Source organism: Seongchinamella sediminis (genome assembly GCF_003457605.1).
Lineage (GTDB): Bacteria > Pseudomonadota > Gammaproteobacteria > Pseudomonadales > Halieaceae > Halioglobus > Halioglobus sediminis.
This window is the reverse complement of the sequence record NZ_QRAN01000005.1, coordinates 162,368-186,019: the sequence shown is the minus strand read 5'-3', so window position 1 is coordinate 186,019 and position 23,652 is coordinate 162,368. Positions and strand designations below refer to the sequence as shown.

General features: G+C 63.0%; 19 protein-coding genes and 1 riboswitch. Of the genes, 11 read left to right on the top strand and 8 right to left on the bottom strand.

Annotated elements, in window-relative coordinates; all coding sequences use genetic code 11:
- Positions 1-34: 34 nt before the first annotated feature.
- The gene (gene eda, locus DWB85_RS06675) at positions 35-646 is read right to left on the bottom strand and encodes a bifunctional 4-hydroxy-2-oxoglutarate aldolase/2-dehydro-3-deoxy-phosphogluconate aldolase (RefSeq protein ID WP_117953432.1); all 612 of its coding nucleotides are present in this window, start codon (positions 644-646) and stop codon (positions 35-37) included.
- A gap of 234 nt (positions 647-880) precedes the next feature.
- Here eda and hexR point away from each other — a divergent pair, with 234 nt between their 5' ends.
- From hexR to DWB85_RS06650, 5 genes are all read left to right on the top strand, one after another.
- Positions 881-1,717, top strand: coding sequence for a transcriptional regulator HexR (hexR, locus tag DWB85_RS06670; protein WP_117953431.1), 837 nt, complete (start codon positions 881-883; stop codon positions 1,715-1,717).
- 83 nt (positions 1,718-1,800) lie between these two features.
- On the top strand, positions 1,801-3,306 hold the full coding sequence (locus tag DWB85_RS06665) for a PQQ-dependent sugar dehydrogenase (RefSeq protein ID WP_239017239.1): 1,506 nt from the start codon (positions 1,801-1,803) through the stop codon (positions 3,304-3,306).
- On the top strand, positions 3,239-3,862 hold the full coding sequence (locus DWB85_RS06660; RefSeq protein WP_117953430.1) for a CDP-alcohol phosphatidyltransferase family protein: 624 nt from the start codon (positions 3,239-3,241) through the stop codon (positions 3,860-3,862). Before DWB85_RS06665 ends, DWB85_RS06660 begins: the two co-directional genes overlap by 68 nt.
- 4 nt (positions 3,863-3,866) lie before the next feature.
- A complete protein-coding gene (locus tag DWB85_RS06655; RefSeq protein WP_117953429.1) occupies positions 3,867-4,625 on the top strand; it encodes an endonuclease/exonuclease/phosphatase family protein in 759 nt (252 codons plus the stop codon).
- Positions 4,622-6,430 (top strand): long-chain-acyl-CoA synthetase, encoded by a 1,809-nt coding sequence (locus tag DWB85_RS06650; RefSeq protein ID WP_117953428.1) that lies wholly within the window; start codon positions 4,622-4,624, stop codon positions 6,428-6,430. Before DWB85_RS06655 ends, DWB85_RS06650 begins: the two co-directional genes overlap by 4 nt.
- Positions 6,431-6,477: 47 nt before the next feature.
- Here DWB85_RS06650 and DWB85_RS06645 read toward each other — a convergent pair whose 3' ends face one another.
- Both DWB85_RS06645 and DWB85_RS06640 read right to left on the bottom strand, forming a co-directional pair.
- Positions 6,478-7,794 carry a DEAD/DEAH box helicase gene (locus DWB85_RS06645; RefSeq protein WP_117953427.1) on the bottom strand — a complete coding sequence of 439 codons (1,317 nt, stop codon included), beginning with the start codon at positions 7,792-7,794 and terminating at the stop codon, positions 6,478-6,480.
- Positions 7,795-7,891: 97 nt separating this feature from the next.
- The gene (locus tag DWB85_RS06640; protein WP_117953426.1) at positions 7,892-8,698 is read right to left on the bottom strand and encodes a glycerophosphodiester phosphodiesterase; all 807 of its coding nucleotides are present in this window, start codon (positions 8,696-8,698) and stop codon (positions 7,892-7,894) included.
- Positions 8,699-8,737: 39 nt separating this feature from the next.
- Here DWB85_RS06640 and DWB85_RS06635 point away from each other — a divergent pair, with 39 nt between their 5' ends.
- A complete protein-coding gene (locus tag DWB85_RS06635) occupies positions 8,738-10,045 on the top strand; it encodes an MFS transporter (RefSeq protein ID WP_117953425.1) in 1,308 nt (435 codons plus the stop codon).
- Here DWB85_RS06635 and pnuC read toward each other — a convergent pair.
- Positions 10,038-10,616 (bottom strand): nicotinamide riboside transporter PnuC, encoded by a 579-nt coding sequence (gene pnuC, locus DWB85_RS06630; RefSeq protein ID WP_117953424.1) that lies wholly within the window; start codon positions 10,614-10,616, stop codon positions 10,038-10,040. The two genes, DWB85_RS06635 and pnuC, sit on opposite strands and share 8 nt — an antisense overlap.
- A 104-nt stretch (positions 10,617-10,720) precedes the next feature.
- Here pnuC and DWB85_RS06625 point away from each other — a divergent pair, with 104 nt between their 5' ends.
- Positions 10,721-11,473 carry a 2OG-Fe(II) oxygenase family protein gene (locus DWB85_RS06625; RefSeq protein ID WP_162846037.1) on the top strand — a complete coding sequence of 251 codons (753 nt, stop codon included), beginning with the start codon at positions 10,721-10,723 and terminating at the stop codon, positions 11,471-11,473.
- On the opposite strand, the gene DWB85_RS06620 is transcribed toward DWB85_RS06625, so the two are convergent.
- Both DWB85_RS06620 and DWB85_RS19850 read right to left on the bottom strand, forming a co-directional pair.
- Entirely contained in the window at positions 11,443-13,581 is a 2,139-nt protein-coding gene (locus DWB85_RS06620) for a TonB-dependent receptor (protein ID WP_162846036.1), read from the bottom strand. The two genes, DWB85_RS06625 and DWB85_RS06620, sit on opposite strands and share 31 nt — an antisense overlap.
- A gap of 63 nt (positions 13,582-13,644) precedes the next feature.
- A riboswitch (TPP riboswitch) is annotated at positions 13,645-13,747 on the bottom strand.
- Positions 13,748-13,812: 65 nt separating this feature from the next.
- Complete coding sequence (locus DWB85_RS19850) at positions 13,813-14,319, bottom strand: DUF4124 domain-containing protein (protein WP_133300575.1); 507 nt, start codon at positions 14,317-14,319, stop codon at positions 13,813-13,815.
- Between the two features lie 228 nt (positions 14,320-14,547).
- On the opposite strand from DWB85_RS19850, the gene DWB85_RS06610 reads away from it, so the two are divergent.
- Together DWB85_RS06610 and DWB85_RS06605 are read left to right on the top strand one after the other, a co-directional pair.
- On the top strand, positions 14,548-15,402 hold the full coding sequence (locus DWB85_RS06610) for a phytanoyl-CoA dioxygenase family protein (protein WP_117953420.1): 855 nt from the start codon (positions 14,548-14,550) through the stop codon (positions 15,400-15,402).
- Positions 15,403-15,410: 8 nt separating this feature from the next.
- A complete protein-coding gene (locus DWB85_RS06605; RefSeq protein WP_117953419.1) occupies positions 15,411-16,955 on the top strand; it encodes an acyl-CoA carboxylase subunit beta in 1,545 nt (514 codons plus the stop codon).
- A 43-nt stretch (positions 16,956-16,998) separates the two neighbouring features.
- Here DWB85_RS06605 and DWB85_RS06600 read toward each other — a convergent pair whose 3' ends face one another.
- A complete protein-coding gene (locus tag DWB85_RS06600; protein ID WP_117953418.1) occupies positions 16,999-18,087 on the bottom strand; it encodes a DUF2855 family protein in 1,089 nt (362 codons plus the stop codon).
- A gap of 54 nt (positions 18,088-18,141) precedes the next feature.
- The gene (locus tag DWB85_RS06595) at positions 18,142-19,560 is read right to left on the bottom strand and encodes a DUF3336 domain-containing protein (RefSeq protein ID WP_117953417.1); all 1,419 of its coding nucleotides are present in this window, start codon (positions 19,558-19,560) and stop codon (positions 18,142-18,144) included.
- Between the two features lie 218 nt (positions 19,561-19,778).
- Here DWB85_RS06595 and DWB85_RS06590 point away from each other — a divergent pair, with 218 nt between their 5' ends.
- Positions 19,779-21,482, top strand: coding sequence for a class I adenylate-forming enzyme family protein (locus DWB85_RS06590; RefSeq protein WP_117953416.1), 1,704 nt, complete (start codon positions 19,779-19,781; stop codon positions 21,480-21,482).
- Positions 21,483-21,510: 28 nt separating this feature from the next.
- Entirely contained in the window at positions 21,511-23,622 is a 2,112-nt protein-coding gene (locus DWB85_RS06585; RefSeq protein ID WP_117953415.1) for a molybdopterin-dependent oxidoreductase, read from the top strand.
- The last annotated feature ends 30 nt before the right edge of the window (positions 23,623-23,652 follow it).

Genomic DNA, 23,652 nt, shown 5'->3' with positions numbered 1-23,652 from the left:
TGTGCTCCTCAATACCGCTTGCTTGTAACAGATCCTAGCTCATGGCCTCGCGGGCCAGTCGTTCAATGTCATCCCAGCGACCGTTGTCCACCAGATCGGCGGTCACCATCCACGAGCCGCCGCAACACACTACATTGGGCAGGGCCAGGAAATCTCGGAAGTTGTCCGCACCAAGGCCGCCGGTGGGGCAGAACTTCATGGTCGGGAAGGGACCGCCCAGCGCTTTGAGCATGGACGCCCCGCCCACTACCGTGGCGGGAAACAGCTTGCACACTGCCATCCCGTGATCCATCGCCCGCATCACGTCGGACGCGCTAGCCACCCCCGGTATGAACTGCAGCGGCGCCTCGGTCGCGGCAGCCAGCAGCCGGTCTGTGGCGCCGGGACTCAGGGCGAGCGTTACCCCGGCGGCGACCACCTGGTCCAGCTCACCGGGATTAGTGACGGTGCCGGCGGCAACCAGCATCTCGGGCACCTCCTCGCGCACTGCGGCGATGGCGTCCAGGGCGGCCTCGGTGCGCAGGGTGATTTCTATCGCCCGCATGCCGCCGGCCAGCAAGGCCCTGGACAGCGCCACGGTCGAGGCCACATCCCGGGCGGTAACCACTGGCAGCACTCTGAACGAGGCCAGATTGTGTTCCTGCATTGCTCGCCTTCATGAAATTTTATTACATTTTATGCACTTTAGTCGCAATCTATCCTGGCTGCAAGCCCCGCCCGGAAATAACTGCCCGGCCGCGGGAATTTACCCCACCCACCAGCGGAAAAACACTTTTCCAAAGAGCCGATTCAGGGTTTTGGCACTTCTACAGTGGACATCAACACGGCGGAAGTTATAGTATTTTTATTACATTTTGATGCTTCCCTGGGCTGATATCACATGACAATACTGTCCGACCTGGCCGACCCCCGCAGCAAGCGCAGCAAGTCAGCGCACAAAATCGCTGCCTGTGTGCTGGCCGACCCGCAGGCTATTCTCGCCACCACCACTGCCTCGCTGGCGGCGATGACCGGGGTCAGTGAGCCGACGGTGAATCGCTTTTGCACAGGCCTGGGATACAAGGGCTTCCCCGACTTCAAACTGGCCCTGGCGGCGGAGCTGGCTCGCAAGCAGCCGCGCATTACCCGCAATATCAATCCGGACGACTCCGCCGGCAAAGTAGCGGCAAAGATTTTCGACAGTACCCATGCCAGCCTCAGCAACACCCAGGATCACCTGGACCTCGGCGCCCTGCAGGATGTGGTCGAGGCCATGAACAGCGCCCGCTCAGTCGCGCTGTGCGGCCTCGGCGCCTCCGCCTCGGTGGCCCTGGACGCCCAGCACAAGCTGCTGCGCTTTCCCATCCCGGTCATGGCGCACACCGACATTATCAACCAGCGCATGCTGGCCGCCGGCCTCACTCCCCACGACCTGCTGGTCTGCATTTCCTACACCGGGCGCACGACCGCCATTATCGAAGTGGCGCAATTGGCCCGCGAGCGAAATTGTCCGGTGGTGGGTATCACCTCACCCGACTCGCCCCTGGCCAAAGCATGCTCGCTGGTGCTGGGCGTGGCAAGCGGCGAGAATACCGATTTATACACGCCGATGACCTCCCGCATCGCCCAGCTCGTCATCGTCGACATCATCGCTACCTGCCTGGCCCTGAGGCAGCCTGGGGATTTCGGCGAGCACCTGCGGGAAATCAAACGCAAGCTGGGCAAAACCCGGCGCTGACCGCGGCACAGGGGATCATCAGGGCTGTATCTCGGCAGCACTTTGGCTTAAGGTCTACCTCTCATCCACTGCCAGGGTAATCCGTGAAAACCGTCGTGATTGTTATTGCCGCGCCCGTCCTGCTGGTTCTCGCCGCGTTCGGCATTGGCCTCGGTACCGGCACCATCAGCAGCTCCAGCCTGACCATGATCGCCAACACGGCCCTGGGCCTGGACGGTCCCCGGGTGGATGAACAGACCAGCGGCCGCTACACCCTGCCAGCGGGCTTCGCCCTGCAGGTCTACGCCGACGACGTACCCAAGGCGCGCTTCATGCGCTTTGCCCCCAATGGCGACCTGGTGGTCACCCGCAGTCACGCCGGTGAAGTGGTGCGCCTGCGTCCCGACAGCAATGGCGATGGCCGGCATGACGGCAAAATAGTCGTCCTGCAGGGCCTGGACCGCCCCCACGGGCTGGATTTCAGCGACGGTTGGCTGTACATCGCCGAACGCGAGCAGGTCGGCCGCATACGCTTTGATCACGACGGCCCGCGCGGAGAATACCAGCCGATCATCACCGGACTCACCGGCAACGGTAACCACTGGAGCAAGACTATTGGCTTCGGGCCCGACGGGCGGCTCTACCTGGCCCAGGGGTCTACCTGTAACGTCTGTGTCGAGGACGATGAGCGCCGGGCGACCATCATGCGCTTCACCGCGGACGGTAGCGATGGCGAAATTTACGCCACCGGACTGCGCAACAGCGTCGGTTTTGACTGGGCGCCCTGGAACCAGGGGCTGTACGCCACCGACAACGGCCGGGACATGCTCGGCGATCACTTCCCGGTATGCGAACTGAACCGGGTTGAACAGGGCCAGTTCTATGGCTGGCCCTACTTCAACGATGCCAATGTGCCGGACCCGGACATGGGGGCCGATCCGCAGGCCGGCAGCCGCCAGCCTGTCGCGCCGGTTCACGGTTTTGCCCCCCACAACGCCCCGCTGGGCATCCGCTTCGTCGACAGCAGCGACTGGCCCGGCGACTATAAGCGGGTTGCGCTGGTGGCATTACACGGCTCCTGGAACCGGAGCACGCCGGACGGCTACAAGGTGGTGTCGCTGCACTTTGGCGAATCGGGAATAGAGGAGCGCGATTTCCTCAGCGGCTTCAACCGGGACGGGGAGATTATCGGCCGTCCGGTCGATGTGGTGCAGGGCCCCGACAAGGCCGTCTACATCTCCGACGACTACGCCGGGGCCATTTACCGGGTGTCTGCCGACCGCGCGGCGACTGGCGGCGCCGCTGTCGCCCCGCGCATGCCAGCCACGGCGGATACGGCGCCGCCTGCCTGGCTTGCCGACAGCGACCTGCCGGCAATGAGCGCTGAAGGGGCCGCGCTGTACCAGCAGTACGACTGTGCCAGCTGCCACCAACACGGTGAAAACCCGGTATCGCTGGCCGGCCTGGCCGAGCGCCGGAGCTATGCCGCCGTCCTCGAGACACTGCGCGCACCGGCGCCGCCCATGCCCCTGATCCCGGTGGATGAACAACAGCTGCGGGCACTGGCCGTTTACCTGCTGGAAGCGCCTCACCAGGGCGAGGCGCACTGAACAGGTGACGCTCAAGTACCTGCCAAATGCACTGACCATCAGCCGCCTGCTACTGGCACTGCCCCTGGGCCTGCTGATTCTCCGCCAGGAGTATGGCTGGGCGCTGGCGGTGGGCTTCATCGCCGGGGCTACCGATGCCCTGGACGGGTTCAGCGCCCGTAAACTCGGCTATTTTTCCCGCCTGGGCGCGGCCCTGGACCCGGTTGCCGACAAACTGCTGATACTCGTCACCTTCTACTGTCTGGCCAGCACGGCGCTCATCGACTGGTGGCTGGCAGCGGTGGTGGTTGGCAGGGATGTGGTGATCGTACTCGGGGCCGCACTGTACCGGGTGCTGATAGGGCCCTTCCAATTCGGGGCTACCCGGCTGAGCAAACTCAACATGGCGATCCAGATCGCCTTCTGTGTACTGCTGCTGGCCGCCCAGCTGGTGGCCATTCCTGCACCACTGCTTGCGGCGGCGGTTGTGGTGGTCGTCATCATCGCTGTCGTCAGCGGCGGCGACTACTTCGTTACCTGGTCCCGCCGGGCGTGGCATAACCGGGACAGGGATTGAGGCCATGAGCGACAGCATCAACATTCTCACCTATAACATTCACAAGGGTTACTGCACCGGTAACCGCCGTTTCATGCTCGACTCCATGCGCCAGCGGATTGCCGAAACCGGGGCGGATATTGTTTTCCTGCAGGAAATTCACGGTAAAGCGATCAAGAGCGCGGCCAAGAGACGTAAATTCTCCTATCCGGACCAGCCCCACTTTGAGTACCTGGCGGACCAGGCCTGGCCGCACTTCGCCTACGGCCGCAACGCTATTTATCGCAAGGGCGATCACGGCAACGCCATACTCAGCAAGTACCCCTTCATCAGCTGGGAAAATATCGATGTCTCGAAATTCCCCCGCTCCAGCCGCAGCATCCTCCACGGGGTGATTGACCTGCCCGGCACGAACTCGCGCCTGCACACCCTCTGTGTCCACCTCGGGCTGCTTGAGCAGGAACGGCGGGAACAGCTGCAGGCCCTCACCGAGCGGATCGACCAGCACGTGCCCAGGAACGAACCGATGATTATCGCCGGCGACTTCAATGACTGGCGCCGCCGGGCCGAAAACCACCTGCACGATGACCTCGGGCTGGAGGAATTGTTTGTCACCCTGCAGGGGCGCCACGCCAGGACCTTCCCCGTGTGGGCCCCCATGCTGCCCGTAGATCGGGTATATTTCCGGGGGCTGAGCCCCCTCTCCTGCCGCCGTCTCGCAACCGGTCACTGGCGGGACCTATCAGACCACGCAGCACTGTTTGGAGTATTTGATCTGACATGACAATAAAAGACATCACCAGCACCCTCTCCCAGGTTCCCACGCTCCTGTCCCTGGCCAGGTACCTGAAACCCAAACCCCCAGGCACCCGCGACTGTTTTGCGGCGCGGGTTGAATCCCTGGCCCAGCGCCACGGTGATAGCAGCGCGCTGGTCTGCGAAGGCCAGGAGCTGACCTGGCGCCAGCTCAATGGCCTGGCAAACCGCTACGCCAGAGCCCTGAAAGGGATAGGCATGAAACGCGGCGAATGTTGCGCGCTGTTTATGGAGAACCGGGTGGATTTCCTGGCCTGCCTGATCGCACTGAACAAGCTGGGCGTGATTGCCGCCCTGATCAATACCAATCTCCAGGGCAAGGCCCTCAGCCACTGTCTCGAGATCACCGATGCCCGCTGGTGCCTGTTCGGGGAGGAGCGCCTTGCCGCCATCGACGAGGTGCGCCAGGGTACCGGCGCCGCTGCCATCAATACCTGGATATTCGCAGCTGACAGCGCCCGGGAAAGCTGCCCCAACTGGGCCACTGATCTCGCCGAGGAGAGCGAGTACGAACCCCCGACAAACCCACCCGAGACCGCCGAGGGCACGATCGCCGACAAAGCGCTCTACATATTTACTTCCGGCACCACCGGACTGCCGAAGGCCGCGGTCATGAGCAATCGCCGGTTTATACTCACCTCGACCCTGGCTTCCCACGCCGGGCTGCAGTGCGATATCAATGACCGCATCTATCTCTGCCTGCCGCTGTACCACGGCACGGCCCTGTTTCTCGGCGCGGGGGCTGCCTTCAACACCGGCGCCAGCATCTTCCTGCGCAGGAAGTTTTCCGCCACCCAGTTCCTCCCGGAGGTACGCGAATACGGCACCACCTGCTTTATGTACATTGGTGAAATCTGCCGTTACCTGATGAGTACGCCGCAGGCGCCCGATGATTACCAGAACCCCCTGACCAAAGTCATGGGCAACGGCCTGCGGCCGGACATCTGGATGGAATTCAAGGAACGCTTCGGCATCAGCCGGGTCGCCGAATTCTACGGTTCCAGCGAGGGCAACATGGGCTTCGTCAACCTGCTCAACAAGGACTGCACCGTCGGCACCGGCAGCCTGCCCCACACCCTGGTCAAGTATGACGTGGAAGCGGACGAGGTCATCCTCGACGACAAAGGCTTCTGTATCAAGGCAGAACCCGGTGAGCCCGGCCTGCTGCTGGGCAAGATAAGCAAGGTCGCCGAGTTTGAGGGCTATACCAGCGCTGAAGCTACCGAGAAGAAAATCATGCGCGATGTCTACGAATCCGGGGATGCCTGGTTCAACACCGGCGACCTGCTGAAAACCGTCGACGTCGGGTTTGCCCTGGGCCTGCCCCACTACCAGTTCGTGGACCGGGTGGGCGACACCTTCCGCTGGATGAGCGAAAACGTGTCCACCAACGAGGTGGGAGAAGTCATCAATACCCACCCGCAGATAAAATTCTGCAATGTATACGGCGTGGAACTGCCCAATACCAACGGCCGCGCCGGCATGGCGGCAATCCTGCTGGAGGACGGCGAGGAAAAACTGGACCTGGACAGCTTTTCAGCCCAGGTACGCGAGCAGTTGCCCACCTACGCACGGCCCCTGTTCCTGCGCCTGCTGCCGGAAATGGACACCACTGGCACCTTCAAGATGCTCAAGGGCGAGTTGCGCGAGCAGCGCTATGATCCCGACCAGGTCAGCGACCCCCTGTACGTGATGAAGCCTGGCTCGGATCGCTATGAACCCCTGACCCGGGATTTCGCCAGCCTGGTGCTGGCAGGCAAGGCCGGCTACTGAGCGCCTGCCCCAATCAGGCTGGTGCCCAGTGGATCAGGCCGGCTGACTCAGGCCGACCTGCCCTGGGCGCGGTTGCCTGAACCCGACCTGGACCGGCGCCGACGGGGTCGCTTATGGCCCTCACTGCCGCGTTGGCGGGCGGTGTGATTGCCGTCTCCCCTGTCGCCGCCATGCTTTGGCCGCTGCCCGGGCTGCTGGGGTTTGCGCAGGGGGGAACTGGCAGGTACCTCGTGTTCGGGTTCAAAACCACCGATATACTCGCGGGTCAGGTGACGCTGGATCAGCTGTTCAATACCATTGAGCTGCTTGATCTCGTCGGCGCTGACCAGTGAATAGGCTTTACCGGTCGCCCCCGCCCGGCCGGTGCGGCCGATGCGGTGCACATAGTCCTCCGCCACGTTGGGCAGGTCGAAATTGACCACCTGCGGCAGCTGGGCGATGTCAAGGCCCCGGGCGGCGATATCCGTCGCCACCAGCACCCGCAGCCTGTTTTTCTTGAATCCCTCCAGGGCCCGGGTACGTGCGCCCTGGCTCTTGTTGCCGTGAATCGCCGCGGCCTCTATCCCGGCCTTGTCCAGCTGCTGGGCCAACCGGTTGGCACCGTGCTTGGTGCGGGTGAATACCAGTACCTGGGCCCAGTTGTTCGCTTCCACCAGCTCACGCAACAGCGCACTCTTGCGCTTTTTGTCCACCGGGTACACCCATTGCTCCACGGTGTCGGCCGTGGCGTTGCGAGAGGCCACCTCCACCTCCAGCGGCTGGTGCAGCAGCTTGCCGGTCAGTTCGCGAATTTCCGGTGCAAAGGTCGCGGAGAACAGCAGGTTCTGGCGTTTCTCCGGCAGCAGTTTCAAGATCCGGCGGATATCGTGGATAAAGCCCATATCGAGCATCCGGTCTGCTTCATCCAGCACCAGGATTTCCAGTTCACCGAAATTCACCTCTCCCTGGCCATGCAGGTCCAGCAGGCGTCCGGGGGTGGCGATCAGGATGTCGATGCCGCGGCGCAGCTGGGCAATCTGCGGGTTGATTTTGACGCCGCCAAATACCACCGTGGATTTCAGCGGCAGGTGGGCGCCATAGGTACCGACGCTCTCCCCCACCTGCGCCGCAAGCTCGCGGGTCGGGGTGAGAATCAGCGCCCGCACCCGGTGCGGCTTGAGCGCTGCGCTCTCCTGCAGGCGCTGCAGGATGGGCAGGGTAAACCCCGCGGTTTTTCCGGTGCCGGTCTGGGCCGCTGCCATCACGTCCCTGCCGGTCAGTACCGCCGGAATGGCCTGGGCCTGGATGGGGGATGGCTCGGTATAGCCTTTTTCCTGAACTGCCTGCAGCAGCGCCGGTGACAGGCCGAGTTGCTCGAATGTCATGGGTGATCTCTTGTCTGGGAAACTGCCGCCCGGGGATCCGGAGCCGGCAAAGGGCGCGCATCTTACTGTATCGGGGGGCAAATTGATACCGCGGCGCTCAACCCCCGTGACGGGCCAGCATTGCATTCACCTGTTGCTGCAAATAGACCGCATGGTTGCTGAAAACCCATTCCACCCCCCGGTTTATTTCCCGGCACAGACAGTTCCGGGAACGCGGGAAGCCGGTGCCGATATGCTGCCCCGCAGCCAAGTGCCGGCGGCGCAGTCCCTCACCCAGCAGCAGGTAATGACCGGCAAGCCCCCCGTAAGCACGCTGCAGGCTCAGCTCGCTCAGAGTCCGGACATTGGTTTCCGCCACCGGCAACAGGACCCCAGGATCGAGGAAATCAACCAGGGTGAATAGCCCGGGATCAAGCGCCAGTACATGGTAGTCCTCGCCGGCAGAGACCTTGCCGAGGATAGCCGCCAGCGTCTGCCGTTGCTGTGCCAGGTGCTGCGGCGAGAGACATTTCAGTTCCAGCATGAGGTGGGTGTTGCCGCTGTAGCGGGCAACCACCTCTTCCAGGGACGGGATGGCCGGCAGTTGTTCCCGCAGTTCGCGGAAGCTGAGGGACGCAATCAACAGCGGGCGACCAAATACCCGCGCCGCCGAGGCGTCGTGGCAGATGACCGGCACCTGGTCGCGGGTCCAGCGGACGTCACATTCAATACCCCAGACACCGGCAGCCCTTGCATTGTCAAAGGCAAGCAGGGTATTTTCCATCACACGGCGGTTATCGTGTTCGCCGCGATGGGAGACGATTTTGCAACTGCGCAGCGCCGCCGCCGGAGGTACAGCTCGAGGAATGAGCGCCATGACAGCGTCTACCAGGTCCATGGCCAGCCCTTGCAGCAATGCTTTCAAACCCTTCAACTCCTGTGTTGCCGGTGTATTGCGCCAGCCATGAACTCCCCGCCCGCAAACCCTCCCGCCAGCCGGCGCGAAATCATCGCCTGGGCATTTTACGACTTTGCCAACTCAGGCTACACTACCGTGGTCCTCACCACCATTTACAGCGCCTACTTTGTCGGCGTGGTGGCAGCAGAGCTGGAAGCGGCGCAGCCGGGCGCGGCCACCCTGCTGTGGACGCTGGCCATTGGCGCCGCCAACCTGATCGTCCTGTTCAGCGGCCCGGTGCTCGGGGCGATCGCCGACGTTCGAGCCAGTAAAAAGCGCTTCCTCCTGTGGTCATCGCTGGCCTGTATTGGCGCTACCGCCCTGCTCGCAGGCGCGGCACCGGGTCAGGTGGCCCTGGCGGCAGCGCTGGTAACAGTGTCGGCTGTGGCTTTTGCCAGCGGCGAGAACCTGATCGCGGCCTTTCTGCCCGAAATCGCCAGCAGCGACAACATGGGCCGTATCTCCGGTTACGGCTGGAGCCTGGGCTACTTCGGCGGCCTGCTCACCCTGGGCTGTTGCCTGGCCTACATCAATTACGCCAGTGGCCAGGGGCTGGCTGCGGATCACTATGTGCCGGTGTGCCTGCTGCTGACTGCGGCAATTTTTGCGGTGACGGCGGCACCGACCTTCCTCTGGCTCAGGGAACGGGCACGCCCGCGGCCACTGGCGATGGGAAACAGCGGCTTGCGAGCCGGTCTGGCCAGAGTCAAATACACCCTGGGCCACGCCCGCAACCTGCCCGACCTGTTCCGTTTCCTGCTGTGCATCATCCTGTTCCAGGCCGGGGTGGCGACGGTGGTGGTCATCGCCGCCATCTATGCCCAGGAAGTGATGCAGTTCGACAGCCAGCAGCTGATTGTGCTGATTATGGTGGTCAACCTGACCGCCGCCGTGGGCGCCTTCTTTTTCGGGTTCATGCAGGACCGTTTTGGCTCGGTCAACAGCCTGGCTGGAGCCCTGCTGGTGTGGATCGTCGCCATCGCCGTGGCGCTGCGGGCGGATTCGGACATGGACATCTGGCTGGCCGGCAACCTGATCGGGCTCGCCATGGGGGCCACCCAGGCCGGTGGCCGCGCCCTGATCGGCCAGTTAACGCCCGCCACCCACAATGGCGAGATCTTCGGCCTGTGGGGTTTGGCCAACCGCTCTGCCGCCATTATCGGCCCCATCAGTTACGGCCTGATCAACCGCCTGGGCGGCGGCGACCACCAGCTGGCGCTGATCTCCACCCTGGGATTCTTTGTGGGTGGCCTGGCCCTGCTGTTTACCGTCAACGAGAAACGCGGCCACGCGGCGGCCGCCGCCGTCAGCTGAGCGCCTGCTGGCCCCGGTAAACCCGCATCCACTGCACCAGGCCCCAGACTGACATCAGCGCGTAAACGCAGATAAGCGCCGCGTAAATATCCAGCGAACGGTCCATGTATAACCAGATCGACGCCAGGTTGAGCACAATCCAGTAGACCCAGGTTTCCAGCACCTTCTTGACCTCCATGTAGGTCGCCGCGAAGCTGAAAGCGGTGGTAAAGGCATCGATATAGGGCCGCTGGGCATCGGTGTAGCCGCTGAAAAAAGAGCCCAGCGCCAGGGCTCCGGCAGAAGACAGAAGAACAATGATGACATGCGCCGACAGGCGATAGCGCACCACGGGATTGTCACCAGCCGTATTGCGCTGGCTCCAGCGCAGCCAGCCCCAGGCCCCCATGATCACGTAGTAGGAATACAGGAAGGCCTCCGAGTAGAGTTTGCCATCGATGAACAGGTAGATGGATAGCAGCGAGCCGGCGATGCCAAATGGCCAGCAACTGATATTCTCCCGGATCAGCAGTACGATATAGAGCAAGCCCGCCAGGGTGGCAAAGATTTCTATCCCGGTATTGATTGCCATATAGTGTTCCCAATTCAGTCAATGCGGCGGCTGCCATGTGCGCAATTGCAACACAAGACGCTATGTTTCACCGGCCGCTGGTTACCGATATCCCGGCCATCCCCTTGGCGCAGCTGCCGAAGGCACTGCGTGCGTTTTGCCAGCGGCCATTGGCGGACCGGCGCGAGTATCTGCAAAGCCGTTACCGGGTGGCTTTCGATGGCTACTCCTACCCCGGCCAGGAAGACAGCTGCAACCAGGGCCCGCAAGACCAGCTGCACTCTTTCGTGTTCTCCGACTTCTCACCCCGGGAACACTACCCGCTGGAGCTCCAGGCATTTATCCGTTGCCGCTGGGCGGTCCTGTGCCGCCAGGTACAGGCGCTCGAGCAGGCCATACTGCAGGACCTGGGACTGGCTGCCATCGCCCGCCAGCACCGGCGGCATTTCGGCCACATGATGTCGGCAAACTACTACCCTCCCCCGGACCAGCCCGGCGCCGGCACCCCGGGGCTGCGGCTGTCAGCCCATCCCGACGTGTCGCTGCTCACCGTCTTCATCCAGGGACTGGGCCCCGGCTTCCAGTACCGGGATACCGATGGCGCCTGGCGCGATGCACCGCTGGTCCCGCGGGTGACCGTGTTTGCGGGCGAACTGCTCGAATGGCTGACCAACGGCGCCATTCCGGCGCTGCAGCACCGCGTCCGCGCCCAGGCCGGCGGCGATGAACGCTTTTCCTTTGCCCTGTTCTCCCTGCCCCGGCCCGGCGCTGTGGTAGCCCGCCCCGGGGGCGCCAGTATCACCACCGAGGACTGGTACCGCCTCCACCTCAATCAGTGGGACGCTGCCTACAACCACCAGGAGATGTCGAGGCCGTAAGTCCGCGGCGCCCCGAACTGGTAGTAGGTCTGGTTGCTCCACGCGGCAAAATCATCCCGCGGGTCGGCGCCAAAATACAGGCCATGGGTAGCGTAATCCTCGTCGCCCAGGTTGCGGCCCCAGAGGTTCAGGCTCACGCTGCCGTTGCTCCAGGCCAGGTTGGCGTTGACCAGGTCATAGGCCTCGAGCTGGCCGTCGTGGTAGTAACCGAAGTAACTCTCGTCCCGGCCCTCAAGCTCCAGCATGGCAGAAAATCCGGCCGGCAGGACCGCGCGAATGCCGGCGTTGTACTGGTAGCGGGGAGATTTGCTTTGCTCGCGGTCGCTCTTGCTGACAAACGCCCACTGATCCAGGTCGAAGGTGGTAATGGTATCAACCTCGGTCTCCAGCCAGCCGATATTGGCAAACAGCTCGATGGCGTCGTTGACGGCGAAGCTGGACTCCAGTTCCAGGCCATAGCTGTCGGCATCGGAGCTGCTGTCCAGGTAGCCTATCCACAGCCCGGCGCTGTCATCCCACATCCAGTTTTCCAGCTGGGCGTTGTCCCGGCTGGCATAAAACAGCGCGGCGCGCAGTTGCAGGCGGCCGTCCAGTTGCCGGCTTTTGACGCCTATTTCCCGATTGAGCAGCTGCTCATCGTGGAAGCGCAGCTTACCCTGCATAAAGTCCTGGAATGCCGGGCTCATGAAGCCGTACTGGGAGCTGGCAGCTACATTGACGCCCCCGGGCTTGCTCGCCAGCGCCAGGGTGGCGTAGCCGAAACTGTCGTCACTGAAGTGGTATTGCAGGCTCAATTCGCCATTGTAGAGCTCTTCGCTGTTATCGTGGGCAACGCCGTTGCTGTCACGGTAATCATCCTCGAAACGCTCCAGCCTGGCGCCGGCGGTCAGGTTCAGGCGGTCACTGAAGGCGTACTCCAGCTCACCGTACACTGCGTAACGGTCGGTGTCGTAATCACTGGCGCTTTCATAGAGCCCGTACCAGGCGCTGGGGTAGGCATAGTCGAGCTGTTCGCCGCTCTGGTTGGCGTAAATCCCCAGCGCGTAACGCCAGTCACCTGCGGCCATGGCCTCCGCCCCGCCCAGCAGCCGCAGGTCGAGGGTGGCCTGGTCACGCTGGCGGTCGAAAATTTCGCGGGAGGTATCGAAGCCAAAGGAGCAGGTGTTGATCTCGCACACCGGCGGTGAAATCCAGTCGCCGTCATAGCTGTACAGCAGATCGGCATCCAGGTCGCTGACCACCGCCTGCAGGGTGGTACCAGCGCCCAGCTGCCACTCGCCACGGGCACTGAGCGCCAGGGTGTCCTGCTCATCCACACCGGGCTGGTCCGACCAGGTACGGCGGTCGTTGTCCAGGGAGTAGGCGTCGTAACCGTTTTCCGCGTCAAAGCGGAACAGCGCCAGTTCATAGCTGGCGTTGGCGCCGGGCTGCCAGCGCAGTCGGGCCCGTCCGGTAAGCTCGTCAAAGCCGGCGCTGTCATCCGTATCCAGGTACGCGTTCTCGGTGTAGCCGTCACCCTCATTCTGCTGCAGCGCTATGCGGCCGCTGAGCGTATCGCCCAGGGGCCCGCTGATCACCGCGCCGTAGTTATAGGCACCGTAGTTGCCGACACCTCCGCTCAGCAGCGCTTCAAACTCATCGGTTGGGGCGTTGCTGTTGATTTTGATCATGCCGGCGTGAGCGCTGGCGCCGAAACGGGTACCCTGGGGACCGCGCAGCACTTCCACCTGGGAGACATCGAACAGCATGCCGGCGTTGGCCGCGCTACCCAGTTCCAGGTCATCGACCATTACGCCCACGGAGGGATAGTATTTGGGCTCGGCGTACTGCTCCAGGTCACCCACGCCGCGGATCTGGACAAAGCGGCTGCGAGAGGCGCCTGTGGACCAACTGACGTTGGGGGCGGCACTGAGAATGTCCTCCAGGTGCCGCGCACCGCGTTCTTCGATCTGCAATTCACCCAGGACACTGACGCTGGCAGCACTGCTCATCAGTTCACTGGCGCGGAAATCTGCGGTGACAATCACCTCTTCCAGTTCGCCGGCGGCCTGGACGCCACTGGCGGCCAACACGAGGGCAAGGACGGGGGTTCGGCTGAATGAGTTCATCGTGGTCTCCATGGAAAATCAGAGACCCGGATAGCGGTGGAGAGCTAACGGCCGGAGTCGGTGCCCCGGGCAGATACCTATTCCTACGCCGGTGTTATCCGGATCAGGTTCAAAGGGTCTGTTGCAGGCAACATCTCAGGCTCGCTGGCCACCCCTTAGGAAGGCTGGGATTCTAGACCATCTGCCCGGCTGCGGCAATGCGCAGCCAAGCCGGCGCTTTCGGTATCGACGCTAACGGGGCAGGATGGGCCGCATCAACTGGGAGTTACCCTCCAGCGGATGACCTGGCGCTGGCGGCACCTGCACCGGGGGACGGTGCATGGGCGGCTCCGGCCTGGGCCGGTAGCCCGGGCGCCAGGGCGGGCGCCCGGGCGGATAGTAATAACCGCCGGTGCCGCTCCAGCTGCTACTGTAATGATCGACCAGGTCGGGCTGCGCCGCCGGCCGGCTGGCCGCCTCCCGGGCGGCTATTTCGCGCATTTCCACCCGGTGTTTTTCCCGGGCCCGACGGTCCTCGGCCATGCGATCCGTGGTTTGCCGCATGTCCTCCAGGCGCTGGGTGTAGGCCTCCGGATCCTGGGCCGGCGGCACCTCTAGCGACAGCTCCTCTACTTCCTGTTCACCGGCGGGCGGGGTGTCGGAGAAGCTCACCGCACCCGACTCGTCTACCGTGCGATATACCGTCTGCGCCTGGGCTGTCGCTACCGCGAACAAGAGCATGGGAATCAGTCTTTTCATACAGCGCAATACCTCCGTTACCTCGCAGGAAATTATAGACCAGGCAAACAGCAACCGGGAGGCATCGCCTCCGGGCGGCCTGCTTGTCCAGGGTCTGTTAACACCAGCCGAGCTGGCCCTGGGATCCGATCCAGCGCCTGCCTTTTTTTGTCGCGAGACCTGCCGGTGCGGGTATAATCCTGCCCCACCCGAACCGCTGCGGTTATAAGGTCCACACAGGCTCGACTTTTGACAACGTACTCCGATTTCCACCGTTCCCACCTGAATGAGAGCGATGACATCCTGCGCAGGCGCTATTCCGAAGACGGCTACCTGCTGCTAAAGCGTGCGGTCCCTGCGCGACACTGCAAGGCACTGCTCTCCGACTTGCTGGCGGTGCTGGACCCGCACGTGGTATTCGATCTCGCCCTGGGCAAACCGGTATTGCATGGCGAGCCGTTTTACGAAACCGATGCAATATGGGACGAAGTCTACCCGCGGGTCCAGCAGCTGGAATCCTTTCACCGCTTCTTCCACCAGGACTGGATGCTGGACATCATGGCCCGCATCCAGGGCTGCGAGCCCTGGGTGTACCCGATAAAAATGGCCAGGATCGCCACCCCGCGCATGCTGGGTTATGAAACGCCGCCACACCAGGATGCCTACTCACACCACGCCGGCCCCACCATGGCCGGGGTGTGGGTGGCCCTGCACGATGTGGACGCCAGCATGGGCCGGGTGACGGTGCTCCCCGGGTCCCACAAGGACGGCGTGCGCGAGGTGTTCCAGGCCCAGGGAGTTGGCGGCGTCCAATGCCGCATCCATGATCACGAAACCCACTGGCACGTATCGGATTTCGAGCAGGGCGATATGCTCGTATTCAACTCGGCCACGGTGCACAGGGCCGAAGCCAATACCGCACAGGACAAGGTCCGGCTAAGCGTGGACACCCGTTTCTGCAACTACGGTGCGCCGGTATTTTCCACCAACCTCGAGCCCCATCACGGCTGGCGGATTCCCTCTCTGAACTGGGAATCCATCTACCGGGACTGGCAAAGCACCCAAGACCAGTACTACTGGCGTAACTATCCTCACTGTTTTTAGGGCCAGCGATGACAAACACTAGCGACAAACCATTCAACCCCGGCCAGGGCGACCTCAGCAAGCTGGAAGAACTGCGTTCCCAGCTGGACATGACCCTGGACGCCGCACGACCGGAGGCGGTCGGCAAACGCCACGCCAAGGGCTACCGCAGCGCGCGCGAAAATCTCGCCGACCTGGTGGATGAGGGCTCGTTCATCGAGTATGGCCAACTGGCAGTGGCCGCCCAGCGCGCCCGGCGCAGCCTCGAGGACCTGCGCAGCAATACCCCCGCCGATGGCGTCATCACCGGGCTGGCGACAATCAACGCCGCCCAGTTTGGCGAGGACAAAGCGGCCGCCGCTGTTATCGTCAATGACTACAGCGTTCTCGCCGGCACCCAGGGTTTTTTCCACCATCGCAAGCTGGACCGCATTGTTCAGGTGGCGCTGGAACGACAACTGCCAGTGGTAATGTATACCGAGGGTGGCGGCGGGCGTCCCGGTGATACCGACATCCAGATCGGTGGCGGCACCCTGGACGTGAGCTCCTTCGTGGAATGGGCGCGCCTGTGCAACAGCCTGCCGACTATCGCGGTCAACAACGGTTATTGCTTCGCGGGTAACGCCGCCCTGTTCGGCTGTGCCGACATCCGCATCGCCACCCGTGACTCCTGGATCGGCATGGCCGGCCCGGCAATGATCGAGGGTGGCGGCCTGGGCCAGTTTTCCCCCCAGGAAATCGGCCCCATGGAGGTGCAGGGCAGGAACGCCGTGGTCGACCTGGTCGCCGATGACGAGGCCGCCGCCACCGCGCTGGCAAAACAACTGCTCGCCTATACCCAGGGCGATGTCGCCGACTGGGCCTGCGCCGACCAGGATGCCCTGCGTACCGTCATGCCAGCGGATCGCCGCTATGCCTATGATGTGCGCGGTATTATCGCAACCGTCGCCGACGCGGGCAGTTTTATCGAGCTGACCCGGGCCTACGGCGGCGCTGTGATCACCGCTTTCATTCGCATCGAGGGCAGGGCCATGGGGCTGCTGGCAAATGACTGCCGCGTTCTCGGCGGCGCGGTCGATTGCGATGCGGCGAAGAAGGCCGGCCGGTTTATCGCGCTTTGCGACAAGCTGGGCCTGCCGCTGCTGTCACTGTGCGATACCCCGGGATTCATGGTCGGCCCGAACAGCGAGGCCCAGGGCGCCGCCCTGCACATGGCCAGCCTGTTCAGGGCCGGCGCTGCGCTGCAGATTCCCATCGTTACTGTCATCCTGCGCAAAGCCTATGGCCTGGGTGCCATGGCGATGGCCGGAGGCAGCCTCAAGGTGCCGGTGCTTACCGCCGCCTGGCCCACCGGCGAAACCGGCCCCATGGGCCTGGAGGGCGCCGTAACCCTGGGCTTCCGCAAGGAACTGGAGGCGGTAGCAGATGCAACTGAGCGCGAGGCCCTGTTCAACCAGCTGGTGGACGACATGTACCAGCGCGGCAAGGCCACCGAGTCAGCGGCCGCCACCGAAATCGATGCCGTTATCGATCCGGCGGAAACCCGCAAGGTGGTATTGCGCGCCCTCGCCTGAGTCTGGGGCCTGTTCACACCAACTCAGTTAGTGTGAACAGGCCCTAGTCCAGAGAGATGATCTGGCCGCTGGCGGGATCGGCCTTACCCGCCAGCACTTTCTGGTAGGCCGATTGCACCGCTTCGCGGCCGCGGCTGTGCTCGATGTTCAGCCAGCCGTCACAGAACTGGCGGAACCCCGCGTAAGCGCTGCCCAGGCGCATCATGAATTCCCCGGCTCCGAGTTCTTTGCTGCGCGTTTGCAGGTGTTCCGGTGCAAAAAAGAATTCCGGTCTTGCACCGGGCAGCTCCTCCAGCGGGCCAAAACCTTCCAGGTGGGTGGCGCCAATGCGACAGGAGTGCTTCATATTGTCGCCGTAATGGTGGTGCAGTTCGGAAAGAATCCGGGCGCTACCGGCCATATCCACCATCACCACCGGCGAGTTCGCATCAAGCGTGGCGAGCCGTTCATAGGTGACCACCCGGTCATAGCAGCCCAGACTCGAGCAGAATGCGGCATTGCCGGTGGAGGTGACCGCCACGCTTGCCATTGCCCCGCGCTGCTTGACGCAGTGACCCAGGGCGATACTGGTCTTGCTCGAGGCGCTGGTAATCAGGCAGCTGTGAGCGGCGAAAAAGTCATTCACCTCGAGAAAATCCTCCACCAGCCAGGAGGTCATAAACAGGCCGCGCAGCAGCGAGTCCTGATCCTCCCGGGCCGGTTCGTAGATGGGATAAGCCGAGGCGCGATCAAAATTGGCGTATACCGGTGCCAGGCCCTGGCGGTGGGGTGACACATCGGCGAAGCCCTGGGGGCTTAACTTGCCGGCGAGGATTTTCAGATGTGTAGCCATCGGGAAAAAGCCCCAGACGCGCTCGCCGACCGCAATTTCCGGGTTGGCGGAGGCGATAACCTCAGCCCAGCCCATGGCCGGTATCCGCCCCCAGCCTTCCTCGGCGGGGAAAAAACGCCAGTACCCCAGGCTGTCACCCGCCGAGGCGTAGGAAATATTGTTGGCGGTGAGCGCCAGGCGATCGACAGCCAGCAGCACTTCATCGGTGGCCAGCTCATCCGGCACTGCCTCGCTGACAAACCGGGTATCCGACCAGTCGTCCTTGCGTACTTCCAGTATCGTTGCCTTTGCTGCTGTCATGTTTGTCTCTCCATCGCTGATTCAGTGGATACCCTGGTGCCGGGATTGCACTGTTTAAACCACCGGCACCTCTTCGTAGCGCTGCAGTATGTCACGCAACTTGCGACTGATGCGGGTCTGCTGCCGGATCATCTCCAGCTTGGGCCAGGTACAGCGCTCACCGGAAGCGATCAGCCTGTTGATCTGTTTCTCACTGGGGAAATTGAGAATGGTCAGCGGATTGATGAGCTTGTAGTCGGGCAGGATGTTGATATCACCGATATAGTCCTGGTTGATCACCGAGCGCATCAGGCTGGTCACCTGGGTCACCGTCCCGTTTTTCCGGTCGGCGCGATCGAGAATCAGCGTCATGGCGTTAAACCATTCCCGGGCCGAGCGCCTCGCGGCATTCTCGATCAGCCCCCGGGGAGTGTTCTGGCGATGGCCATCGGTGACGAAGGGCAGCACATGGGGGTTGGTCTGGCTGACGATGTAATGATTTACGCCATAGAGCCTGGCCAGGCGCTTGGCCGGCATGTCGTCACTGACCGAACCGTCCACCCACTTGCGCGAAGGCAGGTAGCTCTTGCGTTCGCCGTGGCTGTCCAGCGCCTGCAGGGTTACCGCCGGAAAAATGCCCGGCACCGCCGCCGAAGCCATGACGGCACTGCGAATCAACACGCTCGGTGAGGTGGTAGCATTGAGCAGGCGCGAGGTCTGGTGGGTTTCCGCCGGCGCAATGGATACGTTCATGGCCCTGCCGGTCAGGGCGAAGGATTGCTCAAAAGTGATGTCCGGTATGAAAGACGCAATCGTCTCTTCCAGTTCGGCCACATCGGCAACCCCGGTCCTGCCGGAGGACTCCGGCGCCCGGTCGAGGAAGTACTCCGAGTTGAGCAGGCCGGCAAGCTCGTCATCGCGATGACTGCAGACCATGCTGCCGACAATGGAACCACCGCTGGAGCCCGACATCACGCTGGGCAGCAGTTCGGCTTCCGCCAGGGCCTTGACCACCCCCACATGAAAAAACAACAGCGAGCCCGAGCCACTCATCATGAAGGCCGAGTGGCCAAAGCAATGGCTTGCCCGGCGGAAGAAGTCCTGTTTCTCTTCGCGGCTGATGGCGCCGCTGTCTTCATCGGCCAGGTGTTCCAGGGTATGCACGATCTCGTCGATGTAGTCCTCGATCAGGTGCTTGGTCCCGCACTTGGCCCGGCTATACAGGCCGGCCCCGCCCATCCCGCCCATGTTGCCGTGAATACCCTCGTTCAGGGTAAACAGCATGCCGCGGGTATCGTGCCTGGCCTTGAGGCTGCGCAGGCGATCGAGGCGGACACGAATGGACACGTAATCGTACTGGCTGCTGTAGTCCTGCCTGCGCCAACGGTCCTGGCGGGTATAGCGATCATAGGCCTGTGCGGCATCCAGCCACTCCTGGTAACTGCCGGCGCTGCGCAGTGAGCGTCTTAGCTGTAATTTCGTCACTACTGCCATACAGGCTATCTCCTTGAAACCGGTCCTTGGCCCGGGAGCGGCGGTACCCGCCACCCGGGCTTTCGTCCGCTGGCGGGCCTGGCGCCACGAGGGAGTACTATTCGGATCCATTTTGACACTAATCGGACCAGTTTGCACAGTTCGAGGGGTTCGCTATCTGCTCCGAGTTCGCCTATTCTCTTGCCCAGAACCATAACCACTGCAGAGTGAACCACAGCATGTACGAGCAACTTGCCCAGGTCATCAGCAAGATGACCGCCCCTGGAGAAATGTTCGAGATCCGCGAAACCGAGGTCGCCGGCCAGACCATGAAAACCTGGGCCCTGGCACCGCCTTCGCTGCGGGATCTATGGCTTGGTACTGCCGGACATCAGGACAAGACCTATCTGGTGTACCAGGACGAACGCTGGACCTATGCCGAGGCGCACGAGCAGGTGGCGCGCATCGCCGGCTGGCTGAGCGCCAACGGGATCGGCCAGCATGACCGGGTGGCCATTGCCATGCGCAACTACCCGGAATGGCTGCTCACCTACTGGGCCCTGGCCAGCATCGGCGCGGTGAGCGTCGGCGTTAACGCCTGGTGGGTGGCCGATGAACTGCAATACGGACTGCAGGATTCGGCGGTCAGCATGATCATCTGCGACCAGGAGCGGCTGGACCGTTTTGCCCGGATTCGCGGCAGCTTGCCAGGGGTACAGGCAGTTGCGGTGCGCACCGATACCACCCCGGAGTGGGCGACGCCCTGGTCTGCTGTCCTGCAGGCGGAACCATCGATTGCCGAGGTCAGCATCGACCCCGAGGACGACGCCTGCATTTTCTACACCTCCGGCACCACCGGCAAACCCAAGGGCGCCCAGTTGACCCACCGGGGCTGCGCCAACAACGTGTTCAGCGCCCTGTTTGCGACCCTTAGCCAAACCACCGCCCATGCCATGATCGAGGGTCAGGAACCGGTCAGCCCCGGCGACCCGTCGCAGCCCCAGCCGGCGGCGATTATCGCCACCCCGCTGTTTCACGTCACCGCCAATAATGTGGTCGCCCATGCCCTGACCGTCGCCGGCGGAAAACTGGTCTCCATGTACAAGTGGGACGCGGCCGAGGCATTGCGGATTATCGAAGAGGAAAAAATCACCAATTTTTCCGGGGTGCCGGTAATGAGCCGGGAAATCATCCACCACCCGGACTTCAGCCGGCGCGACACTTCTTCCCTGCGCCTGCTCGGCGGTGGTGGCGCCCCGGTTCAGCCCGACCTGACGGAGAAAGTCATGCAACGGGGCGGCAACGCCATGCCGTCACAGGGTTACGGCCTCACCGAAACCTCGGGCCTGGCCGCCAGCAGCTGGGGGGTCTTTCTCAACGACAAGCCCAATTCAGCCGGCCGGATACTGCCGGTCTTCGACGTCAAAGCGGTAGATGCGGAGGGCAATACGCTGCCCACCGGTGAAATTGGCGAAATCTGTTTTCGCGGTCCGCAAATCATCAAGGGCTACCTCAATCGTCCGGAGGACACCGCGGAAACCATTATCGACGGCTGGCTACACACCGGCGACATTGGCTACGTCGATGCGGACAACTTCGTCTTCCTGGTCGACCGGGCCAAGGACATGGTGCTCAGGGGCGGTGAAAACGTGTACTGCAGCGAAGTGGAAGCTGCCATCTTCAAGCATGACGCGGTGGCGGAAGCGGTGGTGTTTTCGGTGCCGGATGAGCGACTGGGCGAGGAAGTGGGTGCCGCGATAGTGCCTGTTGAGGGGCAATCACTGAGCGCCGCCGAGATCCGCACGTTCTGTGCCGACAAACTGGCAGCCTTCAAGATTCCACGCCATATCTGGATTCTCGATGCCCCCCTGCCCCGCAACGCCAGTGGCAAATTCGTCAAGCGCACACTGCAGGATATGCTGGACCTCGCCGACGCGGGCTGAAGCCAGCCAACCACTACCGGGAGCGACCATGTCGACAACAACCCACTACCGCGCCTGCCACCTCTGTGAGGCGATCTGCGGGCTGGTCATTGAAACCGATGGCGAGGAAATCCTCTCCATCAAGGGCGATAAAAACGACCCGCTGAGTCGCGGTCATATCTGCCCCAAGGCGGTGGCCCTGCGCGACATTCACCAGGACCCCGACCGCCTGCGTAAACCGGTCAGGAAAGTGACTGGCGCTGACGGCAGCGCGCGCTGGCAGGAGATCAGCTGGGACGAGGCTCTGGACGCCACCGCGGAGGCGCTGGCCAGGTCCATTACTGCCCACGGAGTGCATTCAGTTGGGGTTTACCTGGGCAACCCCAGCGTGCACAACTACGGCATGATGACCCACCAGGGCAATCTGTTCCGCCACATTCGCACCAACAACCGTTTTTCCGCCACCAGTGTCGACCAGCTGCCCCATCACCTGGTGGGTCTGTGGTTATATGGTCACAAGCTGCTGCTGCCGATTCCCGACGTCGATAACACCGACTATTTCCTGATGCTGGGTGCCAACCCGCTGGCGTCCAACGGCAGTATCTGGACCGTGCCCGACGTCAGGAAACGGCTGCAGGCCCTGCAGGCGCGTGGCGGTAAACTGGTCGTCGTGGATCCGCGGCGCAGCGAGACCGCGCAGCTGGCGGACGAGCATCACTTTATCCGGCCGGGCACCGACGCCCTGTTCCTGGCAGCTATTCTCAACACCCTGTTCAGCGAGAACCTGGCCAACCCCGGCCACCTGGCGCCCTTTACCCGGGGCCTGGACGAGGTCGCCAGCAGCCTGGCCGGGTTCACGCCCGAGTATGCCGAACCCCATACCGGCATCAGTGCCGACAGCATTCGCGGCATCGCCCGCGAGCTGGCAGCGGCCGAGCGCGCCATCTGCTACGGGCGCATGGGCATCTCCACCCAGGCCTACGGCGCCTTGTGCCAGTGGCTGAGCCAGCTGATCAATATCGCCACCGGCAATCTCGACAAGCCCGGGGGCAGTCTGTTCACCACCCCTGCCATCGATACGGTGGCCAGCAATGGCCCGGGAGGCTTCGGCAGGCACCGCAGCCGGGTGCGCTCGCTGCCGGAATTTGACCGCGAGTTACCCGCCAGCGCCCTGGCCGAGGAGATCGCCACGCCCGGCGAAGGGCAGATCCGGACCCTGTTCACCGGGGCCGGTAATCCGGTGCTGTCCACTCCCAACGGCAAGCAGTTGGATGAGGCCCTGCCATCCCTCGACTTCATGGTGTCGCTGGACCCCTATATCAACGAGACCACGCGGCACGCGGACATTATCCTGCCGCCCACCTCGCCGCTGGAGCATGACCACTACGACCTGACCTTTCATGTGCTGGCCATGCGCAACACCACCCGCTACAACCCGCCGGTATTCGACAAGCCTGATGGCAGCCTGCATGACTGGGAGATTTTTACCGCGCTGGGCAGGCGCCTGGAACAGCTGCTGGACCTGCCGCAACAGCCCTCCGCAAGCCCGGCGGAGATCGTCGACATGGGCCTCAGGCACGGCCCCTGGGCCGAACGCGGCCTGTCGCTGGCAAAGCTGAGGCAGCACCCCTCGGGCCTGGACCTGGGGCCCCTGCAATCACAGTTGCCGAAGCGCCTGGCCAGCGCCGATAAAATTATTCACTGCAATACCCCGGAACCCATGGCCGACCTGCAGCGCCTGCGCCGGGAGTTCGACCAGCAGGGAGAATATTCCCTGCGCCTGATCGGCCGTCGCCACGTGCGGTCAAACAACTCCTGGATGCACAACTATCACCGACTGGTCAAAGGCCGCGATCGCTGCACCCTGCTGATGAACCCTGCCGATATGGCAGAGCTGGAGATCAGCGAGGGCGCACCGGTGACGCTGAGTTCGCGGGCCGGCAGCGTGCAGGTGATGGCCGAAGCCTCAACTGACATGATGCCGGGAGTGGTCAGCCTGCCCCACGGCTATGGTCACCAGCGGCCCGGGATACGCCTGACCGAGGCCAGCCGGCGGCCAGGCGTCAGCTGCAATGATGTCACCGACGAACAGTACCTGGACGCGCTGTCGGGTAACGCGGCGGTCAACGGCGTGGCCGTCACGGTAACGCCCCTGCCATGACAATGCTGATGGCGATATTCTGCCCCGCGC